General features: G+C 71.8%; 14 protein-coding genes. 1 reads left to right on the forward strand and 13 read right to left on the reverse strand.

The features are described from left to right. The first annotated feature begins 102 nt into the window (after positions 1 to 102). Positions 103 to 1,092 carry a methyltransferase domain-containing protein gene (locus tag AB0I77_RS00970; protein ID WP_363280131.1) on the forward strand — a complete coding sequence of 330 codons (990 nt, stop codon included), beginning with the start codon at positions 103 to 105 and terminating at the stop codon, positions 1,090 to 1,092. Positions 1,093 to 1,127: 35 nt separating this feature from the next. Here the strand turns inward: AB0I77_RS00970 and AB0I77_RS00975 are convergent, their stop codons facing one another. From AB0I77_RS00975 to AB0I77_RS01035, 13 genes are all read right to left on the reverse strand, one after another. Continuing rightward, positions 1,128 to 2,537, reverse strand: coding sequence for an FHA domain-containing protein (locus AB0I77_RS00975; protein WP_363280132.1), 1,410 nt, complete (start codon positions 2,535 to 2,537; stop codon positions 1,128 to 1,130). Between the two features lie 48 nt (positions 2,538 to 2,585). Beyond that, a complete protein-coding gene (locus AB0I77_RS00980; RefSeq protein WP_363280133.1) occupies positions 2,586 to 3,932 on the reverse strand; it encodes a VWA domain-containing protein in 1,347 nt (448 codons plus the stop codon). Positions 3,933 to 4,056: 124 nt separating this feature from the next. Further along, on the reverse strand, positions 4,057 to 5,451 hold the full coding sequence (locus AB0I77_RS00985) for a PP2C family serine/threonine-protein phosphatase (RefSeq protein WP_363280134.1): 1,395 nt from the start codon (positions 5,449 to 5,451) through the stop codon (positions 4,057 to 4,059). Further along, the gene (locus AB0I77_RS00990; protein WP_363280135.1) at positions 5,452 to 7,956 is read right to left on the reverse strand and encodes a tetratricopeptide repeat protein; all 2,505 of its coding nucleotides are present in this window, start codon (positions 7,954 to 7,956) and stop codon (positions 5,452 to 5,454) included. 25 nt (positions 7,957 to 7,981) lie between these two features. Then, positions 7,982 to 9,313 (reverse strand): hypothetical protein, encoded by a 1,332-nt coding sequence (locus AB0I77_RS00995; protein ID WP_363280136.1) that lies wholly within the window; start codon positions 9,311 to 9,313, stop codon positions 7,982 to 7,984. Between the two features lie 52 nt (positions 9,314 to 9,365). Next, positions 9,366 to 10,427, reverse strand: coding sequence for a glutamate ABC transporter substrate-binding protein (locus AB0I77_RS01000; RefSeq protein WP_363280137.1), 1,062 nt, complete (start codon positions 10,425 to 10,427; stop codon positions 9,366 to 9,368). A 14-nt stretch (positions 10,428 to 10,441) separates the two neighbouring features. Next, positions 10,442 to 11,923, reverse strand: a complete 1,482-nt coding sequence (locus AB0I77_RS01005; RefSeq protein WP_363280138.1) for a hypothetical protein — start codon at positions 11,921 to 11,923, stop codon at positions 10,442 to 10,444. A gap of 286 nt (positions 11,924 to 12,209) precedes the next feature. Next, positions 12,210 to 13,232 (reverse strand): BadF/BadG/BcrA/BcrD ATPase family protein, encoded by a 1,023-nt coding sequence (locus tag AB0I77_RS01010; protein ID WP_363280139.1) that lies wholly within the window; start codon positions 13,230 to 13,232, stop codon positions 12,210 to 12,212. Continuing rightward, positions 13,229 to 14,500, reverse strand: coding sequence for a 6-phospho-beta-glucosidase (locus AB0I77_RS01015; RefSeq protein ID WP_363280140.1), 1,272 nt, complete (start codon positions 14,498 to 14,500; stop codon positions 13,229 to 13,231). Before AB0I77_RS01015 ends, AB0I77_RS01010 begins: the two co-directional genes overlap by 4 nt. Beyond that, positions 14,497 to 15,414, reverse strand: a complete 918-nt coding sequence (locus AB0I77_RS01020; RefSeq protein WP_363280142.1) for a carbohydrate ABC transporter permease — start codon at positions 15,412 to 15,414, stop codon at positions 14,497 to 14,499. Before AB0I77_RS01020 ends, AB0I77_RS01015 begins: the two co-directional genes overlap by 4 nt. 5 nt (positions 15,415 to 15,419) lie before the next feature. Then, positions 15,420 to 16,379 (reverse strand): sugar ABC transporter permease, encoded by a 960-nt coding sequence (locus AB0I77_RS01025; RefSeq protein WP_363280143.1) that lies wholly within the window; start codon positions 16,377 to 16,379, stop codon positions 15,420 to 15,422. A gap of 4 nt (positions 16,380 to 16,383) precedes the next feature. After that, positions 16,384 to 17,715 carry an ABC transporter substrate-binding protein gene (locus AB0I77_RS01030; protein ID WP_363280144.1) on the reverse strand — a complete coding sequence of 444 codons (1,332 nt, stop codon included), beginning with the start codon at positions 17,713 to 17,715 and terminating at the stop codon, positions 16,384 to 16,386. Positions 17,716 to 17,907: 192 nt separating this feature from the next. After that, positions 17,908 to 19,170, reverse strand: coding sequence for an ROK family transcriptional regulator (locus AB0I77_RS01035; protein WP_363280145.1), 1,263 nt, complete (start codon positions 19,168 to 19,170; stop codon positions 17,908 to 17,910). Positions 19,171 to 19,199: the final 29 nt, after the last annotated feature.

Consider the following 19,199-nt stretch of genomic DNA (forward strand, 5'->3'; position numbering starts at 1 on the left):
CAGGACTCAAGGCCTAGGACCACTCCCGGACAAGGGACGACTCCCGGACAAGTACTGACGAAACAGCTCGCTTCCCCACGACTTCCGCAGGACAGTGGACCTATGAGCGCGAACGATCTCGACCTGGACGCCAAGGGCCTCGCCGACCTCGCCGCCTCGGCCCGGGCGGCGCTGGTGCGCGAGATCGACCGGAGTGGGGCCTGGAACGCCGATCCGGCGTGGCGGGAGGTGTTCGCGGCAGTCCCGCGGCACCTCTTCGTGCCGTACTACTACGTCGCCGTCACCAGCGGCTACGAGCGCCGGTGGGGCGAGAGTCCCGATCCGCGCACCCGCGAGCGCTGGGTGCGCGGCGCGTACGCCGACTCCCCGCTGGCCACCCGGCTGCGCGACGGCGAACTGGTCTCCTCCAGCAGCCAGCCCTCGCTGATGGCGATGATGCTGGCCGAACTGCGGGTGGAGGACGGCAACAGGGTCCTGGAGATCGGCGCGGGCACGGGATACAACGCGGCCCTGCTGGCCCACCGGCTCCGCGACGACAACCTCGTCACCACCGTCGAGCTGGAACCGGAGATCACCGAGGCCGCGCGACAGCACCTGGCCGCCGCCGGATACCACCCCGTCGTCGTCACCGGCGACGGAGCGCGCGGGGTGCCCGAACGCGCCCCGTTCGACCGGATCATCGCGACCTGCACACTGCCGACGATCCCGAGCGCCTGGCTGGCCCAGTGCCGCCCCGGCGCAAGGATCCTGACCCCGCTCGCCACGGGACTGGTGGTTCTCACGGTGCGCGACACCGGCCATGCCGAGGGCCGCTTCCTGCACACACCCGCCTACTTCGTGCCGCTGCGCGGCGCCAGGCCCGAACCGGAGTCGCCCCCGCTGGGCGGCGTGCCGCGCCGGGCCCGGGAGAACGAACTCTTCCGGTTCCTGCTGACACTGACCCGCGGCAGCCTCGATCCGCAGGAGGCGTACGCGCTGTGGGAGCGCGAGGGGCAGCCCCAGCGCGAGCGGTACGGCCTCACCGTCAGGGGCGAGCAGAAGTGGGCGTGGATGGACGATCCGGAGGGGCCGTACGCCTGGCCCCTCGCATGATTCGGAGGGGTCAGCCCTGCGGTCAACCCCTGCCGTCAGCCCCTGCGTACCGTGATCGTCGTCCAGGCACCCACGTGCACCTGGTCCCCGTCCTGCAACGGCACCGGGACGAACGGCTGGATCGGCTCCTCCGCGCCGTTGACCGTCGTACCGTTCGTCGAGTTCTGGTCGACGACCGCCCAGCTGCCGTCGGGCTGCTGGACCAGCACCGCGTGCTGGTGCGAGACGCCCGGGTCCTCCGGCGGCACCGACAGGTCGATGTCAGGGGTGTCGCCGGTGGAGTGGCGGCGGCGGCCGATGGTGACCTGGTTGCCGGTGAGGGGGCGCTGCTGCTCGGGGGAGTACGCGGGCAGGTTGAGGCCCGCGGCCTCGGGCCCCGAGCGCTGCATCATCGCCATGAAGTACTCGCGGTCCGGGCCGACGGTCGCCGTCCAGGTCGACGGCTGCTGCGGGTAGCCGGGGCCGGGCGGGGCCTGGGTCGAGCCGGGCTGCGGATAGCCATAGCCACCGCCCTGACCGGGACCGCCGGGGCCACCGGGACCGCCGGGACCGCCCGGTGCGGTCGATGACGGCGGGGAGAGCACCCAGTCGTCGTCACCGCCGCCGAAGGACGGACCGCCCTGCTGCGGCCGGTTCGTCTCCTGCGGGTATCCGGGCGGACCGGGCTGACCCGACGGACCGGGCTGCTGGAACGCCTGGGGTGCCTGGGGCATGCCCGGCCCATTGGGCCCACCGGGGCCGCCAGGGCCGCCGTACGGAGGCGGACCGGGCGGCGGCGGAACCGGCCGCGACGGGTCGGCGCCGTAGGGCCCGGGCCCGCCGGGCCCACCAGGCCCACGGGGTTCGCCATATCCGCCGGGCCCACCAGGCCCACCAGGTTCGCCATATCCACCAGGCCCGCCCGGGCCACCCTGACCACCAGGTCCCCCCGGACCGCCACCAGGCCCCGAAGGCCCCGACTGCTGCCCGCCGAACGGCGGGATCGGCTCGGCGGGACGGTTCATCTGCGACGGGCGGGAGCTCTGGTACTCGTACGAGTCACCGCCGCCGCCGTAGGACGGCCCGGGCGGTGGCGGCTGCTGGAAGCGCACGGCCGGGCTGGGGCCACCGGGCCCCTGCGGACGCGGCGGGGCGGCCGGGGTGTACGAGGTCGCCGTGTTGGTCAGGAAGTTCCACCGGCACTCCTCGCAGAACGGCGCGCCGCCCTCGCGGGGCGTACGGCACTGCGGGCAGAGCTCCGGCTCGTGGTCCGGTACGGCGGACAGGTGCGACGGACGCCCGCCGGGCTGACCGGGCTGCGTGCCCGGGCCCTGCGGCGGGAAGCCGTAACCTCCGCCCGGGGGCGGCGGCGGAGGGGGCGGGGGCACGGCACCGGCCATGCGGTGACCGCAGACCTCGCACCAGTCGTCGGAACCCGACTGGTGTCCGTTCGGGCAGGTCGGCATGTCGGCGCGTCCCCCTCTCCTTCTGTGTCCTACTAGGGTCCTGCTAGGTCACTTCTTTACACGAACAGTCTTTGTCGACCGGGTTTCGAGAGTCATCTCGTCGGCCTCCTCGACCTTCGCCTTCAGTCGCACAGTACCTGTCGCCGCATCGACGACGTCCACCACCTTCGCAAGCAGTTTCGCAGTATCCGCGTTTCCGGAGGCGCTGGCGAGCTGAACGGCCCGGCCCAGTTTGGCCGTTGCTCCATCGAAGTCTCCCGATTTGCGCAGATCGAGCCCTTGTTGGATGGCTTGTGCCAGTTCGGCCTGGCCGGTGTAGTGGGCGACTTGGGGGTTGATCGACGTCGAAGCGACCATGTCGTCGGTCCACACGGCCCGTACGAGACCCTGGGCGCCGAGGTTCTGTGTGCTGCCGTCGGGCTGCGGAACCACCAGGGAGACCCGGGCGGCGAGCATCTCCTGGCCGATGCCCGCGACCGGGACCTCGACGCACACGTGGTAGTCACGGGACTCGTCTCCCCAGGAACCGGTGGGGTAGTCGCCGGAGCGCGGGCCGGACTCGGTGCGGCGGTCGGTCAACTCCTCGACGGTCGGCGCGACCTGCTTGACGAATTTCACAGTGGTGCCCACCGGCGTCCACAGGCGCAGGGCGACGTCCGCGACCTCCTTTCCCATGGCCGTCTCCATCATCTGCGTGAAGTCGGCGGCCAGGCCTGCCGGGTCGGCGACGATGTCGGCGGTGCCGAGCAGCGCGGAGGCGATTCCTGTGACTTCTTTCACTTCCCAGTCGGTGCCCACGCCGCGGGCATCACAGGTGAAGCGGCCGGCGCAGGCGTCCAGGGCGGCCTTCAGATCCTCGGCCGACTCGTGTTCGTTGCGGCCGTCGGTGAGCAGGATGCCGTGGCGTATGGCGACGTCCGCGGTGGACAGCAGGCGGTCGGCGAGGCGCAGCCAGGTGCCGATGGCCGTACCGCCGCCGGCGCTGAGCCTGCGCAGGGCCTGCTTGGCCTGGTCGCGGGTGGTGGCGTCGGCGACCGCGAGGCGCCCGCCTCCCGGGTAGACCTCCTTGGCCACGTGCGTGCCGCCGATCACCGCGAAGTGCACGCCGTCGCGCAGGGTGTCGATGGCGGCGGACGTCGCGTCCCGGGCGTTGCGCATCTTGGTCGGCGGGTAGTCCATGGAGCCGGAACAGTCGACCATGATCGCCACGGCGGCGGACGGGCCGTCTCCCGGCGCGTAGAGATGGGGTGCCGCGACCGCCGTTCCGATCGTGCCGCCGCCGGTGGCGGTCACCGTGACGATCGCGTTGACCTCGCGGGCGCCCTCCGGCAGGTACTCGTTCTGGTACACGTCCACCGAGAACTGCGGCACGTTGGACTTCGAGAAATTGGCCATGCCTACTCAAATCCCCCTTGAACGCCCCACGGTTGCGGGGCGATGACGGTGTGACGGACCGGTCCCCTCCGGTCCGTCGAGGAGTCCCCGTGCGGAAGCGAGCTGTGTCGAGCCGTACGCGGCCTCAGGCCGATCCTGCCCCCTGGGGCGGGGCCGGGAACGGCACGACGGCCACTGTTACGTTGTCGTGGCCCCCGCCGTCCAGGGCGTGACCGACCAGGACGCGGGCGCTGTGCAGGGGGCGCACGGCGGCGTCGAGCGGCACGACCTCGGCCATGTCCTGGGCCGCTTCCGCGTAGTTCCACAGGCCGTCCGTGCACACCACCACCACACCCGGCCGGTCCGGCTTGAAGGAAGCGGTGTGCGGCTCCAGTTCGTAGGCGTCCGCGCCGAGCCAGCCGGTGATCGCGTGGGCGCGCTCGTCGGCGTACGCCTCCGCCTCGTTCATCAGGCCCGCGGCGACCATCTGCGCGGCCCAGGAGTCGTCCTCGGTGAGCCGGGCCGGGGGAGCGCCGCGGTCCACCGGGACCCAGTAGGCGCGGCTGTCGCCGACCCAGCCGACGACCAGCAGCCCGGACGTCACCACCGCGCCGACGAGGGTGCAGGCGGGGGCGTTCTGGTGCGGGGCGTGCTCGCGGGCCGTGGCGGGCTCCGCGGCGAGCGAGTTGACCGCGCGCGAGGCGGCGACGATCGCGTCGTGCATGGCCTGCTGCGGGTGCGTGCCGTGCGGCAGGGCCGCGAGGATCGTCTCGCTCGCCGCCCGGGACGCGGCCAGCGAGGCGTCGTCGGGGCGGGTCGCGGAGGACACGCCGTCGCAGACGATCGCCACGACCGCGGGCGCGCCGTCGGGCAGCGTGGCGCAGCCGAGGGCGAAAGCGTCCTCGTTGCGGTGGTGGCGCAGACCGCGGTCGCTGACGGCGGCGACCGGGCCGGCGTCCTGCTCCATGTGGTCGCGCTCGCGCGGCTGGGCGTGCCCGCAGTTCTCGCAGTAGCCGTCGCTGTCGACCCGGCCGGCCCGGCAGGCCACACACACCTGGATGCCCTCCGCGGGGGTCGGGGTCTCGGCGGCCACGCGGGGGTCCGGGGCCTGGAGGGGGTACTCGTCGGGCTCCCCCGGGCGGTCGAAGCGTACGCCTGTCACCGCGGCCTGCGACGAGTCCGCGAACGGCGGCTGCGGTGGCTGTGGGGGAACCGCGAGGGGTGGCTGCGGTGCGGCCGGTGGCAGGCCGTGGCCGCCCGGATCCGTCGCCTCGCTCCCCTCCGTCCCCGTGCGGGCCGTCGGCAGCCGAGCCGGGGCGGCATGACCGCCGGCCTCGTGGGCGCCGGGCCCGGGCATGCCGGGGGCGCCGCCCGGCGGGGGCGGCGGCGCCATGCCGTTCACGGCGACGGCCGGATCGTCGCCCGGCCGTGCGGGCACGGCGGACAGGTCGTATCCGCACGCACCGCAGAAACGGTCACCCGACTCGAGCGGCTCCTCGCAGCTCGGGCAGGCGGACAGCTGGGGCATCTGCGACATCAACTACACCCATGTCCGGGGGCGGTAACGATTGGCACGTTCCACCAGGTCGATCCTCTCCTCGCCGCCCGACGCCAGCCGGGCCAGCGTGCGGTACGCACGCTCCAGGCCGAAGCGTAGGCCCCGCTCGTCCAGGCCGCTGCCGAGCAGCACCCGTCCCCCGGCGGCGGGCGGGACGGAACCCTGGTCACCGGAGAGTATCCAGTCCAGCGCACAGCCGAGGACTTCCACCGACAACTGCTCACGCCGTGCGGGGTCCAGGCCGTACGCCTCCAGGGCCTCGACCTGACCGGCGGCGGCGGTCAGATCGTCCAGGAAGGGTACGTCGGAAGCGGTCGCCGTGCGTTGCCGCAGCCGCGCCCGTACGGCCGCCACGCGCGCGGCCGTGTAGTGGATGGACGACTCCGGAACCGACTCGAGTGTCCGTACGGCCCCCTGGCGGTCGCCGCCCGCCAGCTGGACGCGGGCCAGGCCGAAGGCGGCGCTCACATAGCTCGGGTCGGTCGACCACACCAGGCGGTAGTACTCCCCGGCGTTGTCCAGCTGGCCCAGCACCTCCGCGCACAGGCCGAGGGCCAGCTTGGGCGCCATCTCGCCGGGGAAGGCGTCGTAGATCGCGTCGAAGGCGAGCGCGGCGCCCTCCTGGTCGCCGGTCACCAGCGCGGCCACGCCCCGGTACCACACGACCCGCCAGTCGTCGGGCCGCTCCTCCTCCAGCCGCACCATGGCCTCGTGCGCGGTGTACGTGTCGCCGTTCTCCAGCCAGGCGCGGATCTGGCGCAGCCGGCTCTCGACCGACTGCGCCGGAGCCGCCGCGAGAGCCCCGAGCAGCTCGGCCGGCGCGGTCGTCATCAGCCCGGCGAGGAACCCGGCGTTGGGGTCGGACTGGTCGATGTGCGGGACGGGCAGGGCGAGGGCGGCGGCCGGGGCGGGCACGAGCTTGACGAGGGCCGTCGTACCGCCGGGAGTGATCGCGGCGGCTCCGGTGCTGCCGGAACCGGCCGCCCGTGCCCCCAGCCGGGACACCTCTCCGTCCAGCTTGGGGAACAACTCCGTGTCGGTGACCTTGACTTCGGGGCCGAACAGGGTCGACAGAGCCGGTCGTGCCCGCCCCGTCTGGAGCGATACGACCTCCCGCAGGACGCCCGTCAGCTGCTCCGCCATCTCCTGCGCGGAGGCGAACCGGCGGGCCGGATCCGGGTCGGTGGCGCGGACCAGCAGCCGGTAGAAGGACTCGTACTGGCGGAAGACCTCGATGTTGTCGGGGTCGGGCAGGGAGTCCACGAACACGTTCGTGTAGCCCTGGAAGTCGAAGGTCAGGACCGCGAGGGTACGGGCGACCGTGTACAGGTCGCTCGCTACCGACGGGCCGACCTCCGCGACCTCCGGCGACTGGTAGCCGACCGTGCCGTAGATGGCCGACTCCTCGTCGTCCATCCGGCGCACCGCGCCCATGTCGATCAGCTTGAGCTGGTCCTCGGTCTGGATGGCGTTGTCGACCTTGAAGTCGCAGTACAGCAGGTTGCGGCTGTGCAGATGGCCGAGCGCTTCCAGGGCCTCGATGCCGTACGCGCACGCCTGCTCGACCGGCAGCGGATCCCGCCGTCCCTCCGGCGAACGGCGGGCGTTCGCTATCTCCTTCAGGGACTTGCCGCCGACGTACTCCATGACGATGTACCCGTCCAGCGAACCCGTCCGCTGGTCGAGGTGCTCCACGAAGTTGTAGATCCGCACGATGTTGGCGTGCTCGATCTCGGCGAGGAAGCGCCGCTCGGAGATCGCGGCGGCCATCGCGTCCTGGTCGCCGGTGTCGAGGAGGCCCTTGAGCACCACCCAGCGGTCGGAGACCGCGCGGTCCACGGCGAGGTAGACCCAGCCGAGGCCGCCGTGCGCCAGGCAGCCCACGACCTCGTACTGGCCGTGCACCACGTCGCCGGTCTTCAGCTTCGGGACGAAGGAGTACGGGTGGCCGCACTTCGTGCAGAAGCCCTCCGTGCGCCCGGGCCGCTCACCGCGCGACCGCCCCACCGGCGCCCCGCAGTCGGAGCGCGAGCAGAACCGCTTGCGCTCGGGCACCTCCGGGTTGTCCAGGACCATCGCGCGCGGGTCGGGCCGCGGCACGCCCGGCACCTCGACCAGGCCCGCGCCGAGCCGGCCCCGGGAGGAGGACCCGGCGCCGGAGCCGGAGCTGCGCACCGACACCGAACGGCCCGTCGACTTGCCCGACAGGGAGCGCGACAGCCGCCCCGACACCGAGCGCCGCGACTTCGACGACTGCGAGGACGTACGGGAGCTGCCGCGGCTGCTGGAGCGGGAACTGGCGCTGCCGGACGAACCCCGCGAGCCCCGGCCGCCGGCGGTGATGCCGGTGGGCGGTGAGCCGACCATGCCGGTCGACGAGACGACCGGCGCGAGGCCGCAGGTGTCGCAGTACAACTCGCCGCCGCCCACGTCCTCGTACATCCCGCCGCAGTCTGGCCGCTGGCAGGTCTGCTGTGCCTGACTCATGACGACGCCGTACCCCCTTTGTCGCTCACGCTCCGGGCCCCCTAAGGTCCTCGGGCCCTGTGTGTCCCGGCACGCGCGGGGCGCCGAGCAGTTCGACGGCCGCCTGCTGGTAGCGCAGCACGGCCTGTCCGGCGACGCGCAGATCGCAGGGCGCGCTCCACAGCATGCGGCGCGCCGCGTCGTACCGCTCCACCAGGAGCGGGTCCTCCGCGAGGCCGTGCCGGGCGACCTTCGCCTTGTACGCGTCGAGGCGGCCGCGCAGCTCCGCGCGGACGGCCAGCGGCGCGGTGACCGCGGTCAACGACTCGCGGGCGCGCAGCAGTTCGTCCTCCGCCTTCTGCTCCAGGGACTCCAGGAGCGGGGACAGGCGGTGCCACTGGGCGTGTCTGCGGTACTCGGCGGCCGTCGCCAGCTGCTCCTGGAGCGCGGTCGGCGGGCCGCTGACCACCGGCACCTCCGTCGAGGCGATCTTCGCGAGGACCTCGCCGCGCGCGATGCGCGCCTCGGCGAGCGTGCGGTCCGCGCGGGACAGCACGTCCCGCAGCTTGACGAGCCGGGCCTCCGCGTCCTGCCGGACCGTCAGCACGGCGTCGATCTCCCGGCGCACGTCCTCCAGGGCGCGCGCCTCGCGGTCGTAGACCGTGGTGTCGGGCTTGCCGCCGCCCGGGGCCGAACTCCCCTGCGTGGGAAGCCAGAAGGCGAGCGGGTCGGACACCACCTGCTCGCGCAGCCGCGTCAGGGTGCGCGTGATGCGCTCCAGGTCGTCGCCCGCCGGGTGCTCGCCGGGGCGTACGCCGATGGAGTGGGCGAGCCGGCGGGTGCGCTGGAGCTCCTCGGCGAGCAGATCGATGCGGGCGGGCAGCGCCGACCACACCGCGTCGGCGGCGACGACCATGTCCAGCGAGCTCGCGTACAGCTCGTTCATCCGGTCCACGAGCGTGACCAGGGAGAAGCGTTCGCTGAGCTTGCTCGGACCGCCGTGCAGCGTCGGCGCGTTGGCCGTCGCCGTGGCGGAGCCGGCGACCGTGACGGCCTCGCCGCTCAGCAGCTCGGTCAGCTCCACCAGGTCCTCGCGGCTGGACCAGCGGCGCCGGGAGCGGATGGCGCGGGCGGAGCGCAAGGCGTCCGAGTACGCGTCGAAGTACGCCCACAGCAAGGTGATCGACGCCTCCGCGGCCGTCCAGCGCTCCTTGGTGACGCCCGTCAGCTCGGCGCCTTCGAGGAGTCTGCGGCCCGCGTGGTCCTGAAGGGCGAGGAGCGAGGTCTCGATCGCCTCGTGCTCCGCGCCGAGCCGCGCCAGCGCACGGTCCACCTCGTCCCGGTCCATCACCGGCCCGGCGGGGTCCGTGACGCCCATCGATCACCTCTCGCTGCGTTGTGTTCCGGCGTGCTTTGGCGTTTTCCGTCCGTCAGCTCGTGCGCAGGTACTCCGCGGTGGGCGGCTCGGACGTCGAGGCATCCTTGCCCAGTGTCGCCGACAACCATTTGTCGTACGACGCCTGCCAGCCGTTCGCCTTGTCCGCCCGGTAGTCCACCAGGATCTGGTTGACCCGGCGTACCAGATCGTCGGCGTCCTTCTTCATCGCCACGCCGTAGTACTCGGTGGTGAAGGCGTCGCCCTTCAGCTCGACCGTCGGGTCCTGCGCGGCCTGGCTCGCGGCGAGCGCGCCGTCGGTCACCACCGCGTCCACCTCGCCGAGTTGGAGCCGCACCAGGCAGTCGAGCTGGTTGGGAACGGTGTTCTCGATGTCGGCGGAGGAGACCAGGTCGCCCGCCTTCTTGTCCCCGGCCAGCTTGGTGTTGGCGGTGGAACCCGCCGCCGTGCAGATCCTCTTCTTCGCGAGCGAGTCGTCGTACCCCGTGATCTTCGAGGACTTGGGGGCCAGGACCTGCTGGCCGGTCTTGAAGTAGGGGGCGGAGAAGGCGACGTCGGCCAGGCGGTCGCAGTTGATCGTCATCGTGCGGACGACCATGTCGACGCGGCCGTCCTGGATCGCCGGGATGCGCTGGTCGGTGGGGATGGCCTTGAACTGGACCGCGTTCTTGTCGCCGAGTATGTCCTGGGCGATCCGGTGGACCAGGTCGATGTCGAAGCCCTCCAGCTCGCCGGTGCCCCCGCTGTTCGGGTTGCGGTAGCCCCACTGGTAGCTGTTCTGGTCGACGCCGACGATCAGCTTGCGCTTCTCGCCCTGGCGGCTCTTGATCGCCTCGATCGTCCTGCCGTCCGCGCTCGCCGGGGACAGCGTCTGCTTCTCCGGGGCTTCTTCCATCGCCGGGGTGGTGCAGCCCGACTCGGCCCGGGCCTGGCTGCCGTGGGCGAGGCCCGGGCCGCCGGTGCCCGTGCTGCCGTCGCCCCGCGGCTGGGTCAGCGTCAGCAGCAGCATGAAGGCCACCGCCAAGGCGCACACGCCCGCCATCGCACCCACACCGCCCCAGCCCCTCAGGCCGGCCCGCAAGCGTTGCCCACGCATCGTCACGCCCCCTCTCACCGGTACTCCGACAGCCTGCGGCCGATGCCCAGCACGGCGCCGGCCGCGCCCAGGACCGCGAGGACGCCGGCGCCCATCGGCAGCCCGGTCATCGCGTCCAGGCCGTCGCCGGCCGCCTGCTCGAACTCGGCCTCCTCGTGGGCGAGCGCGGTGGCGAGGTTGGCGTCGACACCGTCGAAGCACTCGCCGGTCGCGCCCTTGGCGCCAATCACCTTGTCCAGCGCCGCTTCGTAGTCGCCGTTCTCGTCGTCCTCGCGGGCCGCGGCGTGGCGCTTCTTCCATTCCGTCATGTTGCCGACGGCCGTGCCGACCGGCTGCTCGCCGGCCTTGTCGTCGGCGAGCTTCTCGGCCTCGGCCAGGCCCTTGCCGAGGGTGCTCATGTTCGCGTTGAAGTCGTAGTCGTAGGCGTCCACGGTCTCCTCGCCCACCTTTTTGGTCTCGGCGCCGCGGGCCACCAGCGTCAGGTTCTCGTTGCCGCGGGCCTTGAGGGAGGCGATGCGGGCGTCATGCAGCACGTTCAGCGAGCGGACGCCGTGGTCGTAGGAGTCGTTGAGATTCGCGCGCGCGACAGTGTGGCCGACGACCAGCCAGAGCAGGACCACCGTGGCGGTGGCCGTGGCGGCGACCAGGCCCTGGTTCAGGACCCGGTTCGTGCGCCGGTAGTTGCGGTGCTGGGCCCAGGCGAGGCCGGCGAGCGCGAGGACGCCGAGGGCGATCGCCGCCCAGGGATAGGGCGTGGCGTCCGCGTAGTCGGCGCTCAGCCGCTGGTTCTCCTTCTTGTAGAGATCCTCGGCCTTCGGGAGCATCTGCGACTGCATCTTCTCGTTGGCGTACCGCAGATAGGCGCCGCCGACCGGGAAGCCCTGGCGGTTGTACGTCCGGGCGCTCTCCACCAGGCCCTTGTACTCCGGCAGCAGCCGGTTGAGCTGGGCCACGGTCTGGGCCGCCGGGGAGTCGGGGTCCGAGTTGGCCGCCGCCTTGATCAGGCCGCCGGCGGCGGTGTCGATGTCCTTCTCGTACCGCTCGCGGGTGCCGGCCGTCTCCTGCCCGCCCGCCAGGAAGCCGCTGGAGGCGGCCGTGTTGGCGTCGGCGAGCGAGCGGTAGATGTCGGCCGCGGCGCTGCTGAGCGGCTGGCTGTTGTGCAGGACGTCGTCGGCGGCGGCCGACCGCTCGGTCGTCTGCCAGGCGGTGACGGCGCCGAAGGCGACGACGAGGAGGGCGAGGACGGCGCCGATGATGCGCAGCCGGCCGGGTTCCGTGGTGGCCGCCGCGCGCAAGCGGTCGGCGCCCTCGGCGAAGGCGGTACGGCGGGGGGTTGTCTCCGGCGGGGTGGGGGGAAGGGTGCGGCCGGGGTTGCCCTGCGGGCCGGGGGGTGGGGCCGGCCGCTGGTGTGGCGGTGGCGGCTGCGGCGGTGCTCCCGGCATCGTGGGCACGCCCGATCCCGGTGGTGGCGCCGTGCTGCTCGGCGGGTGTGTCACTGTTGACCTCCCCCATGGTCATCCGTCGCCGCAAGTATCGCTGCCGGGACTGACATCTGTACCGGCCTTGACTGGATCTTGATCGGATCGCAGTGAATGCCTGCCGGCGGCTTGGCCGCGCCCCCTTCACCACCGCTTGCCCATGAATACGCCGGGGGAATCTGTTCGGTTCCCGAGTGCGGGTATGGGGTGGGTTGCGGTCCTGGGGGCTGCGCCCCCAGACCCCCCATCGGCCCGAAGGGCCTCGTCCTCAAACGCCGGACGGGCTGGATTTACTCACCGGAGTTCACGAGGTGAAGTACGCCCGTACCCGCTCGTGCACCTCCGCCCCCGCCCCCACCCGGTCCAGCCCCAGCAGCGCCGCCCCCAGTACCGGACTCTCCGTCACCACCTGCGGGACCGCCTTGGGTGCCCGTGCAGTCAGCAACTCCCGTACTCGGTCGTCGAGTTGGGGGTGCCGGGCGGCCAGGACGCCGCCGCCGAGGAGGATCGGGGTCTCCTCGTCGAGCAGGTCGAGACGGGTCAGGGCGACGACCGCCATGGTGACGACCTCCTCCGCGAGCCGGTCGACGAGGGCGCGGGCGACCGGGTCGCCGTCGGCCGCCGTGGCGAACAGGACCGGTGTCAGCTCGTGGCGCCGTTCGTGTGCGAGGTGCTTCAGGTGCAGGGCCTCGATCAGCGCGTACATGGAGTCGAGGCCGAAGTGGGCGGGCAGGGCGCGGGCCAGCGCGGTCGGGACGCCGCGGCCGTCCTCGGCGCGTGCCGCGTGCCAGACGGCTTCTTCGGCGAGGCCTCCGCCGCCGCCCCAGTCGCCGGAGAGACGGCCGATGGCGGGGAAGCGGGCGACGCGTCCGTCGGGCCGCATGCCGACGCAGTTGATGCCCGCGCCGCACACCACGGCCACGCCGTGCGGCTCTTCGACGCCGGCGCGCAGGATCGCGAAGGTGTCGTTGCGGACCTCCACCGTCGGCCCCCACGCGCGCGCGTGCAGCGCGGCGGCCAACTGCTCCTCCTCCACGGGGAGATCGGCGTTGGCGAGACAGGCGGACACGTGGGCCACGGAGGTGACGCCCGCTTCGGCGAAGGCCCCGCCGACGGCCTCGGCGAGCATGTCCACGGCCTGCCGGACCCCGACGACCGGGGGCTGGAAGCCGCCGCCGCGCGCCGTGGCGAGCACCTGCCCGTCGGCCGCGACGACGGCGACGTCGGTCTTGCTGTTCCCCGCGTCGACGGCCAGTACGGAGGCCGTAGCGGGCGCGGCGGGACCGGGCCCGGCGGCCGTGGCGGCGCCGGATCCCGATGACGTCATGCCCACGCGAGGTGCTCCCGGTTGTGCGCGATCAGCTGGTCGGTGAGGGCGTCGGCGTAGGCGTGCTGGCCGATCAGGGGATGGGCGAGCAGTGCGCGGAACACCCGGTCGCGGCCTCCGCGCAGCGCGGCGTCCAGCGCCAGGTCCTCGTAGGCCGTGACGTTCGCCATCAGGCCCGCGTACAGCGGGTCGACCGGCGGCACCGGCAGCGGCGTGGCACCCCCGGAGCCGATCGCCGCCTGCACCTCGATGACGGCGTCGTCCGGCAGGAAGGGCAGCGTCCCCTTGTTGTACGTGTTCACGACCTGGTACGGGCTTCCGCCCCGCCCCCCGCCCAGCAGCGAGGCCGCGAGGTCGACCGCCGCCTCCGAGTAGTACGCCCCGCCCCGCTTGGCGAGCAGCGCCGGCTTCTCGGCGAGTTCCGGGTCGCCGTACATGACCAGCAACTCCCGCTCCATCCGCGCGACTTCCGCGGCCCGCGAGGGCTTTGTACGCAGCTCTCGTACGACCTCGTCGTGCGCGTAGTAGTAGCGCAGGTAGTAGGAGGGGACGACGCCCAGGCGGTCGAGGACGTCGCGGGGCAGGTGCAGGTCGGCGGCGATGGCGTCGCCGTGCTCGGCGAGCAGCTTGGGGAGGACGTCCTCACCCTCGGGGCCGCCGAGCCGCACACCGGTTTCCCAGGTGAGGTGGTTGAGGCCCACATGGTCCAGGTGCACATCGGCAGGGGCGACGCCCAGGAATCCGGCGAACTTCCGCTGGAATCCGATCGCCACGTTGCACAGGCCGACCGCCTTGTGACCGGCCTGGAGCAGGGCGCGGGTCATGATGCCGACCGGGTTGGTGAAGTCGATGATCCAGGCGTCCGGGTTGGCACGCCGTACGCGCTCGGCGATGTCGAGGACCACCGGGACCGTCCGCAGTGCCTTGGCGAGGCCGCCCGCGCCGGTCGTCTCCTGACCGACGCAGCCGCACTCCAGCGGCCAGGTCTCGTCCTCCTGGCGGGCGGCCTGCCCGCCCACGCGCAGTTGGAGCAGGACGGCGTCGGCGCCCTCGATGCCCGCGTCCAGGTCGGAGGTCGTGACGATCCGGCCGGGGTGGCCCTGCTTGGCGAAGATGCGCCGGGCCAGTCCGCCGACGAGCTCCAGCCGGTCCGCGGCCGGGTCGACGAGCGCCAGTTCCGCTATGGGCAGGGTGTCCCGCAACCGGGCGAATCCGTCGATCAGTTCCGGCGTGTAGGTCGAACCTCCGCCGACGACTGCCAGCTTCACCCTTTGACTCCTGTCAGTGTGACGCCTTCGATGAAGGCTTTCTGTGCGAAGAAGAACACGGCGATCACCGGCGCCATGACGAGCAGCGTCGCGGCCATGGTGAGGTTCCAGTTCGTGTGGTGGTTGTCCTTGAAGGACTCCAACCCGTAACTGAGCGTCCAGGCCGCCGGATTGTCGCTGGCGTAGATCTGCGGGCCGAAGTAGTCGTTCCAGCAGTAGAAGAACTGGAAGAGGGCGACCGCGGCGATGCCCGGCTTGGCCAGCGGCACCACGATGCGCAGCAGGGTGCGCAGGTCGCCGCAGCCGTCGACCTTGGCCGCGTCGAGGTACTCGTCGGGGATGGTCAGCAGGAACTGGCGCAGCAGGAAGATGCTGAAGGCGTCGCCGAAGGCCATCGGGATGATCAGCGGCCACAGGGTCCCCGTCAGATGCATCTGCTTGGCCCAGAACAGGTACATGGGCACGATGATCACCTGCGGCGGCAGCATCATCGCGGAGATCACGAGCATCATCGCGAGTCGGCGCCCGCGGAAGCGGAACTTGGCCAGGGCGTAGGCCACCGGGACGCTGGAGAGGACCGTCAGGAGGGTGCCCAGGCCCGCGTAGAGCAGGGTGTTGCGCCACCAGGTGAGGAAGCCGGGGGCGTTCCAGACCTTCGCGTAGTTGTCCCAGTTCCAGGAGCGCGGCCACAGGGCGCTGGTCAGCGCCTGCCGGTCGTCCATCAGGGAGGTGAGGAGGATGAACACGAACGGCATGACGAAGAACAGCGCGGCGGCGATGCCGAGGGAGTGCACGGCGATCCAGTGCAGCAGTTCCTTGCGGCGGGCGGCCCGGGCCGCCGGGCTCCGGCCGGTCGTGCGCGCCGGGTCGCCTGTGGTCGGGGCCGGCGGGCGCGCGGTGACGGTGTTGGTCATGAGGATCAGTCCTCCACCGAGATCAGGCCGCTGCGGCGGCGCATCAGCAGCGCGGTGAACGCCATGGACAGAGCGAAGAGCACGAGCGCGACCACGCAGGCGGAGCCGGTGTCGAAGCGCTGGAAGCCCAGCGTGTAGACGAGTTGGGGGAGGGTCAGCGTGGACTTCCCCGGGTAGCCGGGCTCGTAGATCTGGCCGGCTCCGGCGCCGATGACACCGCTGGCCGTCTTACCGGCGATGAGCGGCTGCGTGTAGTACTGCATGGTCTGGATGACGCCGGTGACGACGGCGAACAGCACGATGGGCCGGATGTTCGGCAGGGTGACGTAGCGGAACCGCTTCCAGGACCCGGCGCCGTCGAGTTCGGCCGCCTCGTACTGCTCCTTGGGCACGTCGAGCAGGGCCGCCATGAAGATGACCATCAGGTCGCCGATGCCCCACAGGGCGAGCAGCGTCAGCGCCGGCTTGGACCAGGTCGGGTCGTTGAACCAGCCGGGCTGCGGCAGGCCCAGGTCGCCGAGCACCTGATTGACCGGACCCGTGCCGGGGTTGAGCAGGAAGGCGAAGGCCAGGGTGGCCGCCACGGGCGGGGCGAGATACGGGAGATAGAAGGCCGTGCGGTACCAGCCCGCACCCGTCTTGATCTTCGTGATCAGCATGCCGACGCCGAGGCCGAAGACCACCCGGCACGCCACCATGATCACCACGAGCCACAGGGTGTTGCGCATCGCGGCCCAGAAGAAGGGGTACTGCGTGAAGACGTACGTCCAGTTGGTCAGGCCGTTGTAGACGGGCGGCTTGAAGCCGTCGTACTTCATGAAGGAGAAGTAGACGGTCGAGACCAGCGGATAGACGAAGAAGACGCTGAAACCGATGAGCCAGGGGGAGAGGAACGCCAGCGTACGCAGCCCCTCCCGGCGGCGCTTCGAGCGAAGCGCCGCCGTGTGGCCAGTGACCGTTGCCATGGGGCTACTTGGCCTTGGCGATGTCGGTGTCGATCTGCGCGGCGGTCTTCTTCAGCCCCGCGTCCAGGTCCTTCGACTTCCCGGACTCGTAGTCGTACGCGAAGTTCTGGAGGGTCTCCTGGTAGGCGCTGCCGTTGACCGCGGCGGGCGCGGTGTTGCTGTTCGGGTTCTCGGCGATCTTCACGAAGGCCTGCATCGTCGCGTCGTCCTTGAGCTTCGGCGACTTCAGCGCCGCGAAGGTCGAGGGGACGTTGTTGATGGCGTTGGCGAAGGAGACGACCGCGTCGGTGTCGGTGGTCATGTACTTCACCAGCTCCCAGGCGGCGTTCTGCTTGCTGCTGGTGCTGGCGAGACCGATGACCGTGCCGGTCAGGAAGCCCTTGCCGTAGGTGTCGGCCTGGTCGTCGGGGACCGGGAACGGCGCGACGCCCACCTCGAAGTCCACGCCCGCGTCCTTCATCATCCCGCCGCGCCACTCGCCGTCGATGTTCATGGCGATCTGCCCGGTCTGGAGCGGGTTCTGCGCCGACCACTCGTCACCGAAGGTGGAGCGGTACTTCTCCAGCTTCTTGAAGCCGCCGAGCGACTTGACCATGTCCTGCTGCCAGGTCAACAGGTCCTTGAACGCCGGGTCCTTGGCGACGTTCGACTTGCCGTCGGCCGTGAAGTACTCGGGGCTCCACTGCGCCGCGAGGTGCGGGACGGTGACCTCGTAGCCGTGGAAGTTCGGCATGAAGCCGAGCTGTGAGTAGCTGTCGCCCTTGGTCTTCGTCAGCTTGATCGCGTCGGCCTTGAACTCGGACAGCGTCTTCGGCGGGGACGTGATGCCGGCCTTCTCGAACGCCGTCTTGTTGTAGTAGAGGCCGTACGCGTCACCCAGCAGGGGCAGTGAGCAGCGCGTGCCCTCGAACTGGGTGTAGTCCAGCATGGGCTTGGGGAAGGTCGCGGCGGTGTCGATCTTCGACTTCTTGAGGAAGGGGTCGAGGTCGGCGAACACCCCGGACGAACAGAACTTGCCGACGTTGCTGGTCTCGGGGGAGGCCACCACGTCCGGGGCGTTGGACCCGCCGGCGCGCAGCGCCTGGTTCACCTTGTCGGCGTCGACGTTGCCGACGACCTTGACCTTGATGTTCGGGTGCGCCTTCTCGAAGGCCTTGACGTTGGCGTTGATCGCCGCGACCTCGGTGGGCGCGCTCCAGGGGTGCCAGAAGGTGATGGTGGACGGCTTGCTCGCGTCGTCACTCGCGCCGGACGTGCTGGAACCGGTGCAGGCCGAGGCGGTCAGGGCCAGCGCGGTGACCGTACCGGCGAGACATACTCGGGTGATTCTGGGCATGACGGAACTCCTCGGGGCAGGACGGGGCAGGACGGGGCAGGACGGGGCAGGACGGGGCGGGACGGGAAGGGAGTACGGGGGCGAGTACTGCGGTGCGTGGGCATGCCGATGGCAGTCGGGGCCACGTGGGGGACGGCTGCTGCGGGAAGAGGGTCAGCGGTGAGAAGAGGGGTCAGGAAGGAGTGGAGGGGATCAGGGGGTGCGATCCGTGGTGTCGAAGACCTCGTCGCGGGTTGCCGCGAGGGCGGACTGGAGGGCGCCGGACAGCACGGGGTTGTCGGGCGTGGTGCTGAGCCGGATGGCCGGGCGGGGTACGGCCAGTTCGGCGAGCTCGGACTGGACCAGGGAGCGCAGGGGTTCGCCGCCGGCCATGATCACCCCGCCCGCCAGGATGATCAGTTCGGGGTCGACCACCGCGACGATCGCGGCGAGTCCGGTCGCCAGGCGGGTGGCGAACTCGGCGAGGACGGCTTCCCCCGGTCCGGGGGTGTGCGCCGTACGGGCCGCTTCGGCGACGACCGCCGCCGCCTTCTGGGTGAGGTTGCCGCCGGACGGAGAGGGCAGCCCGTGGTCGCGGGCCAGCCGCAGCACGGTCCGGTTCCCGGCCAGTTCCTCGAAGCCGCCCGAGTTGCTGCGAGCGACATTGCGGACGAGGGGAGCGCCGGGCAGGGGCAGGAAGGCGACCTCGCCGGCGCCTCCGGTGGCGCCCCGGTGCAGTCGGCCGCCGATGACGACCGCCGCGCCGAAGCCGCGCTCCGCCCACAGGAGGGTGAAGTTCTCGCAGCCGCGCGCCTCGCCGATGCGCTGCTCGGCGACGGCGGCGAGGTTGACGTCGTTCTCGACCTCGAAGGGGATCGGGTCGAGCGCGGTGGCCAGCTCCTCCAGCAGCCGGGGCGAGTGCCAGCCGGCCAGGTGGCTGGCGTAGCGCAGGTGGCCGGTGGTCGGGTCGAAGGCACCCTGGGTGCCGATGACGAGCCGGTGTACGTCGGCGCGGTGCAGACCGGCGTCCTTGACGGCCCCGTCCAGTGCCTGGAGCACCCGGTCGACGGCTCCTTGGGCCTTGCGGCCGGGGGTCGGCAGTTCGAAGTCGCCGACGGTGCGGCCGGTGATGTCGGCGATCGCGGCCCGGATTCCGGTGGGCGTGACGTCGAGTCCGGCGACCCGGGCGGCGGCGGGGTTCACCGCGTACAGCTGGGCGCTGGGGCCGGGTCTGCCTTCGCTGGTGCCGGTGGCGAGGACCAGGCCGGCGGCCTCCAGCCGGGCGAGCAGCTGCGAGGCGGTCGGTTTCGACAGTCCGGTGAGGTTGCCGATCCTGGTGCGTGACAGCGGCCCGTGCTCCAGCAGGAGGTCGAGGGCGGCCCGGTCGTTCATGGCACGAAGGACGCGCGGGGTGCCCGGTGTACCGGCGGTGCCCGGCGTACCGGCGGTGCCCGGTGTACCGGCGGATCCTGCCATGGTGTCGACACCTGCCCTTCAGCTGCCCA

Source organism: Streptomyces sp. NPDC050619 (assembly GCF_040654815.1).
In the GTDB taxonomy this organism is placed as follows: domain Bacteria; phylum Actinomycetota; class Actinomycetes; order Streptomycetales; family Streptomycetaceae; genus Streptomyces.

Excerpts from the sequence above, each read along its gene's own strand:
- AB0I77_RS00970 (WP_363280131.1), top strand. The coding sequence starts at position 103 with ATGAGCGCGAACGATCTCGACCTGGACGCCAAGGGCCTCGCCGACCTC.
- AB0I77_RS00975 (WP_363280132.1), bottom strand. The coding sequence starts at position 2,537 with ATGCCGACCTGCCCGAACGGACACCAGTCGGGTTCCGACGACTGGTGC.
- AB0I77_RS00980 (WP_363280133.1), bottom strand. The coding sequence starts at position 3,932 with ATGGCCAATTTCTCGAAGTCCAACGTGCCGCAGTTCTCGGTGGACGTG.
- AB0I77_RS00990 (WP_363280135.1), bottom strand. The coding sequence starts at position 7,956 with ATGAGTCAGGCACAGCAGACCTGCCAGCGGCCAGACTGCGGCGGGATG.
- AB0I77_RS00995 (WP_363280136.1), bottom strand. The coding sequence starts at position 9,313 with ATGGGCGTCACGGACCCCGCCGGGCCGGTGATGGACCGGGACGAGGTG.
- AB0I77_RS01000 (WP_363280137.1), bottom strand. The coding sequence starts at position 10,427 with ATGCGTGGGCAACGCTTGCGGGCCGGCCTGAGGGGCTGGGGCGGTGTG.
- AB0I77_RS01010 (WP_363280139.1), bottom strand. The coding sequence starts at position 13,232 with ATGACGTCATCGGGATCCGGCGCCGCCACGGCCGCCGGGCCCGGTCCC.
- AB0I77_RS01020 (WP_363280142.1), bottom strand. The coding sequence starts at position 15,414 with ATGACCAACACCGTCACCGCGCGCCCGCCGGCCCCGACCACAGGCGAC.
- AB0I77_RS01025 (WP_363280143.1), bottom strand. The coding sequence starts at position 16,379 with ATGGCAACGGTCACTGGCCACACGGCGGCGCTTCGCTCGAAGCGCCGC.
- AB0I77_RS01030 (WP_363280144.1), bottom strand. The coding sequence starts at position 17,715 with ATGCCCAGAATCACCCGAGTATGTCTCGCCGGTACGGTCACCGCGCTG.
- AB0I77_RS01035 (WP_363280145.1), bottom strand. The coding sequence starts at position 19,170 with ATGGCAGGATCCGCCGGTACACCGGGCACCGCCGGTACGCCGGGCACC.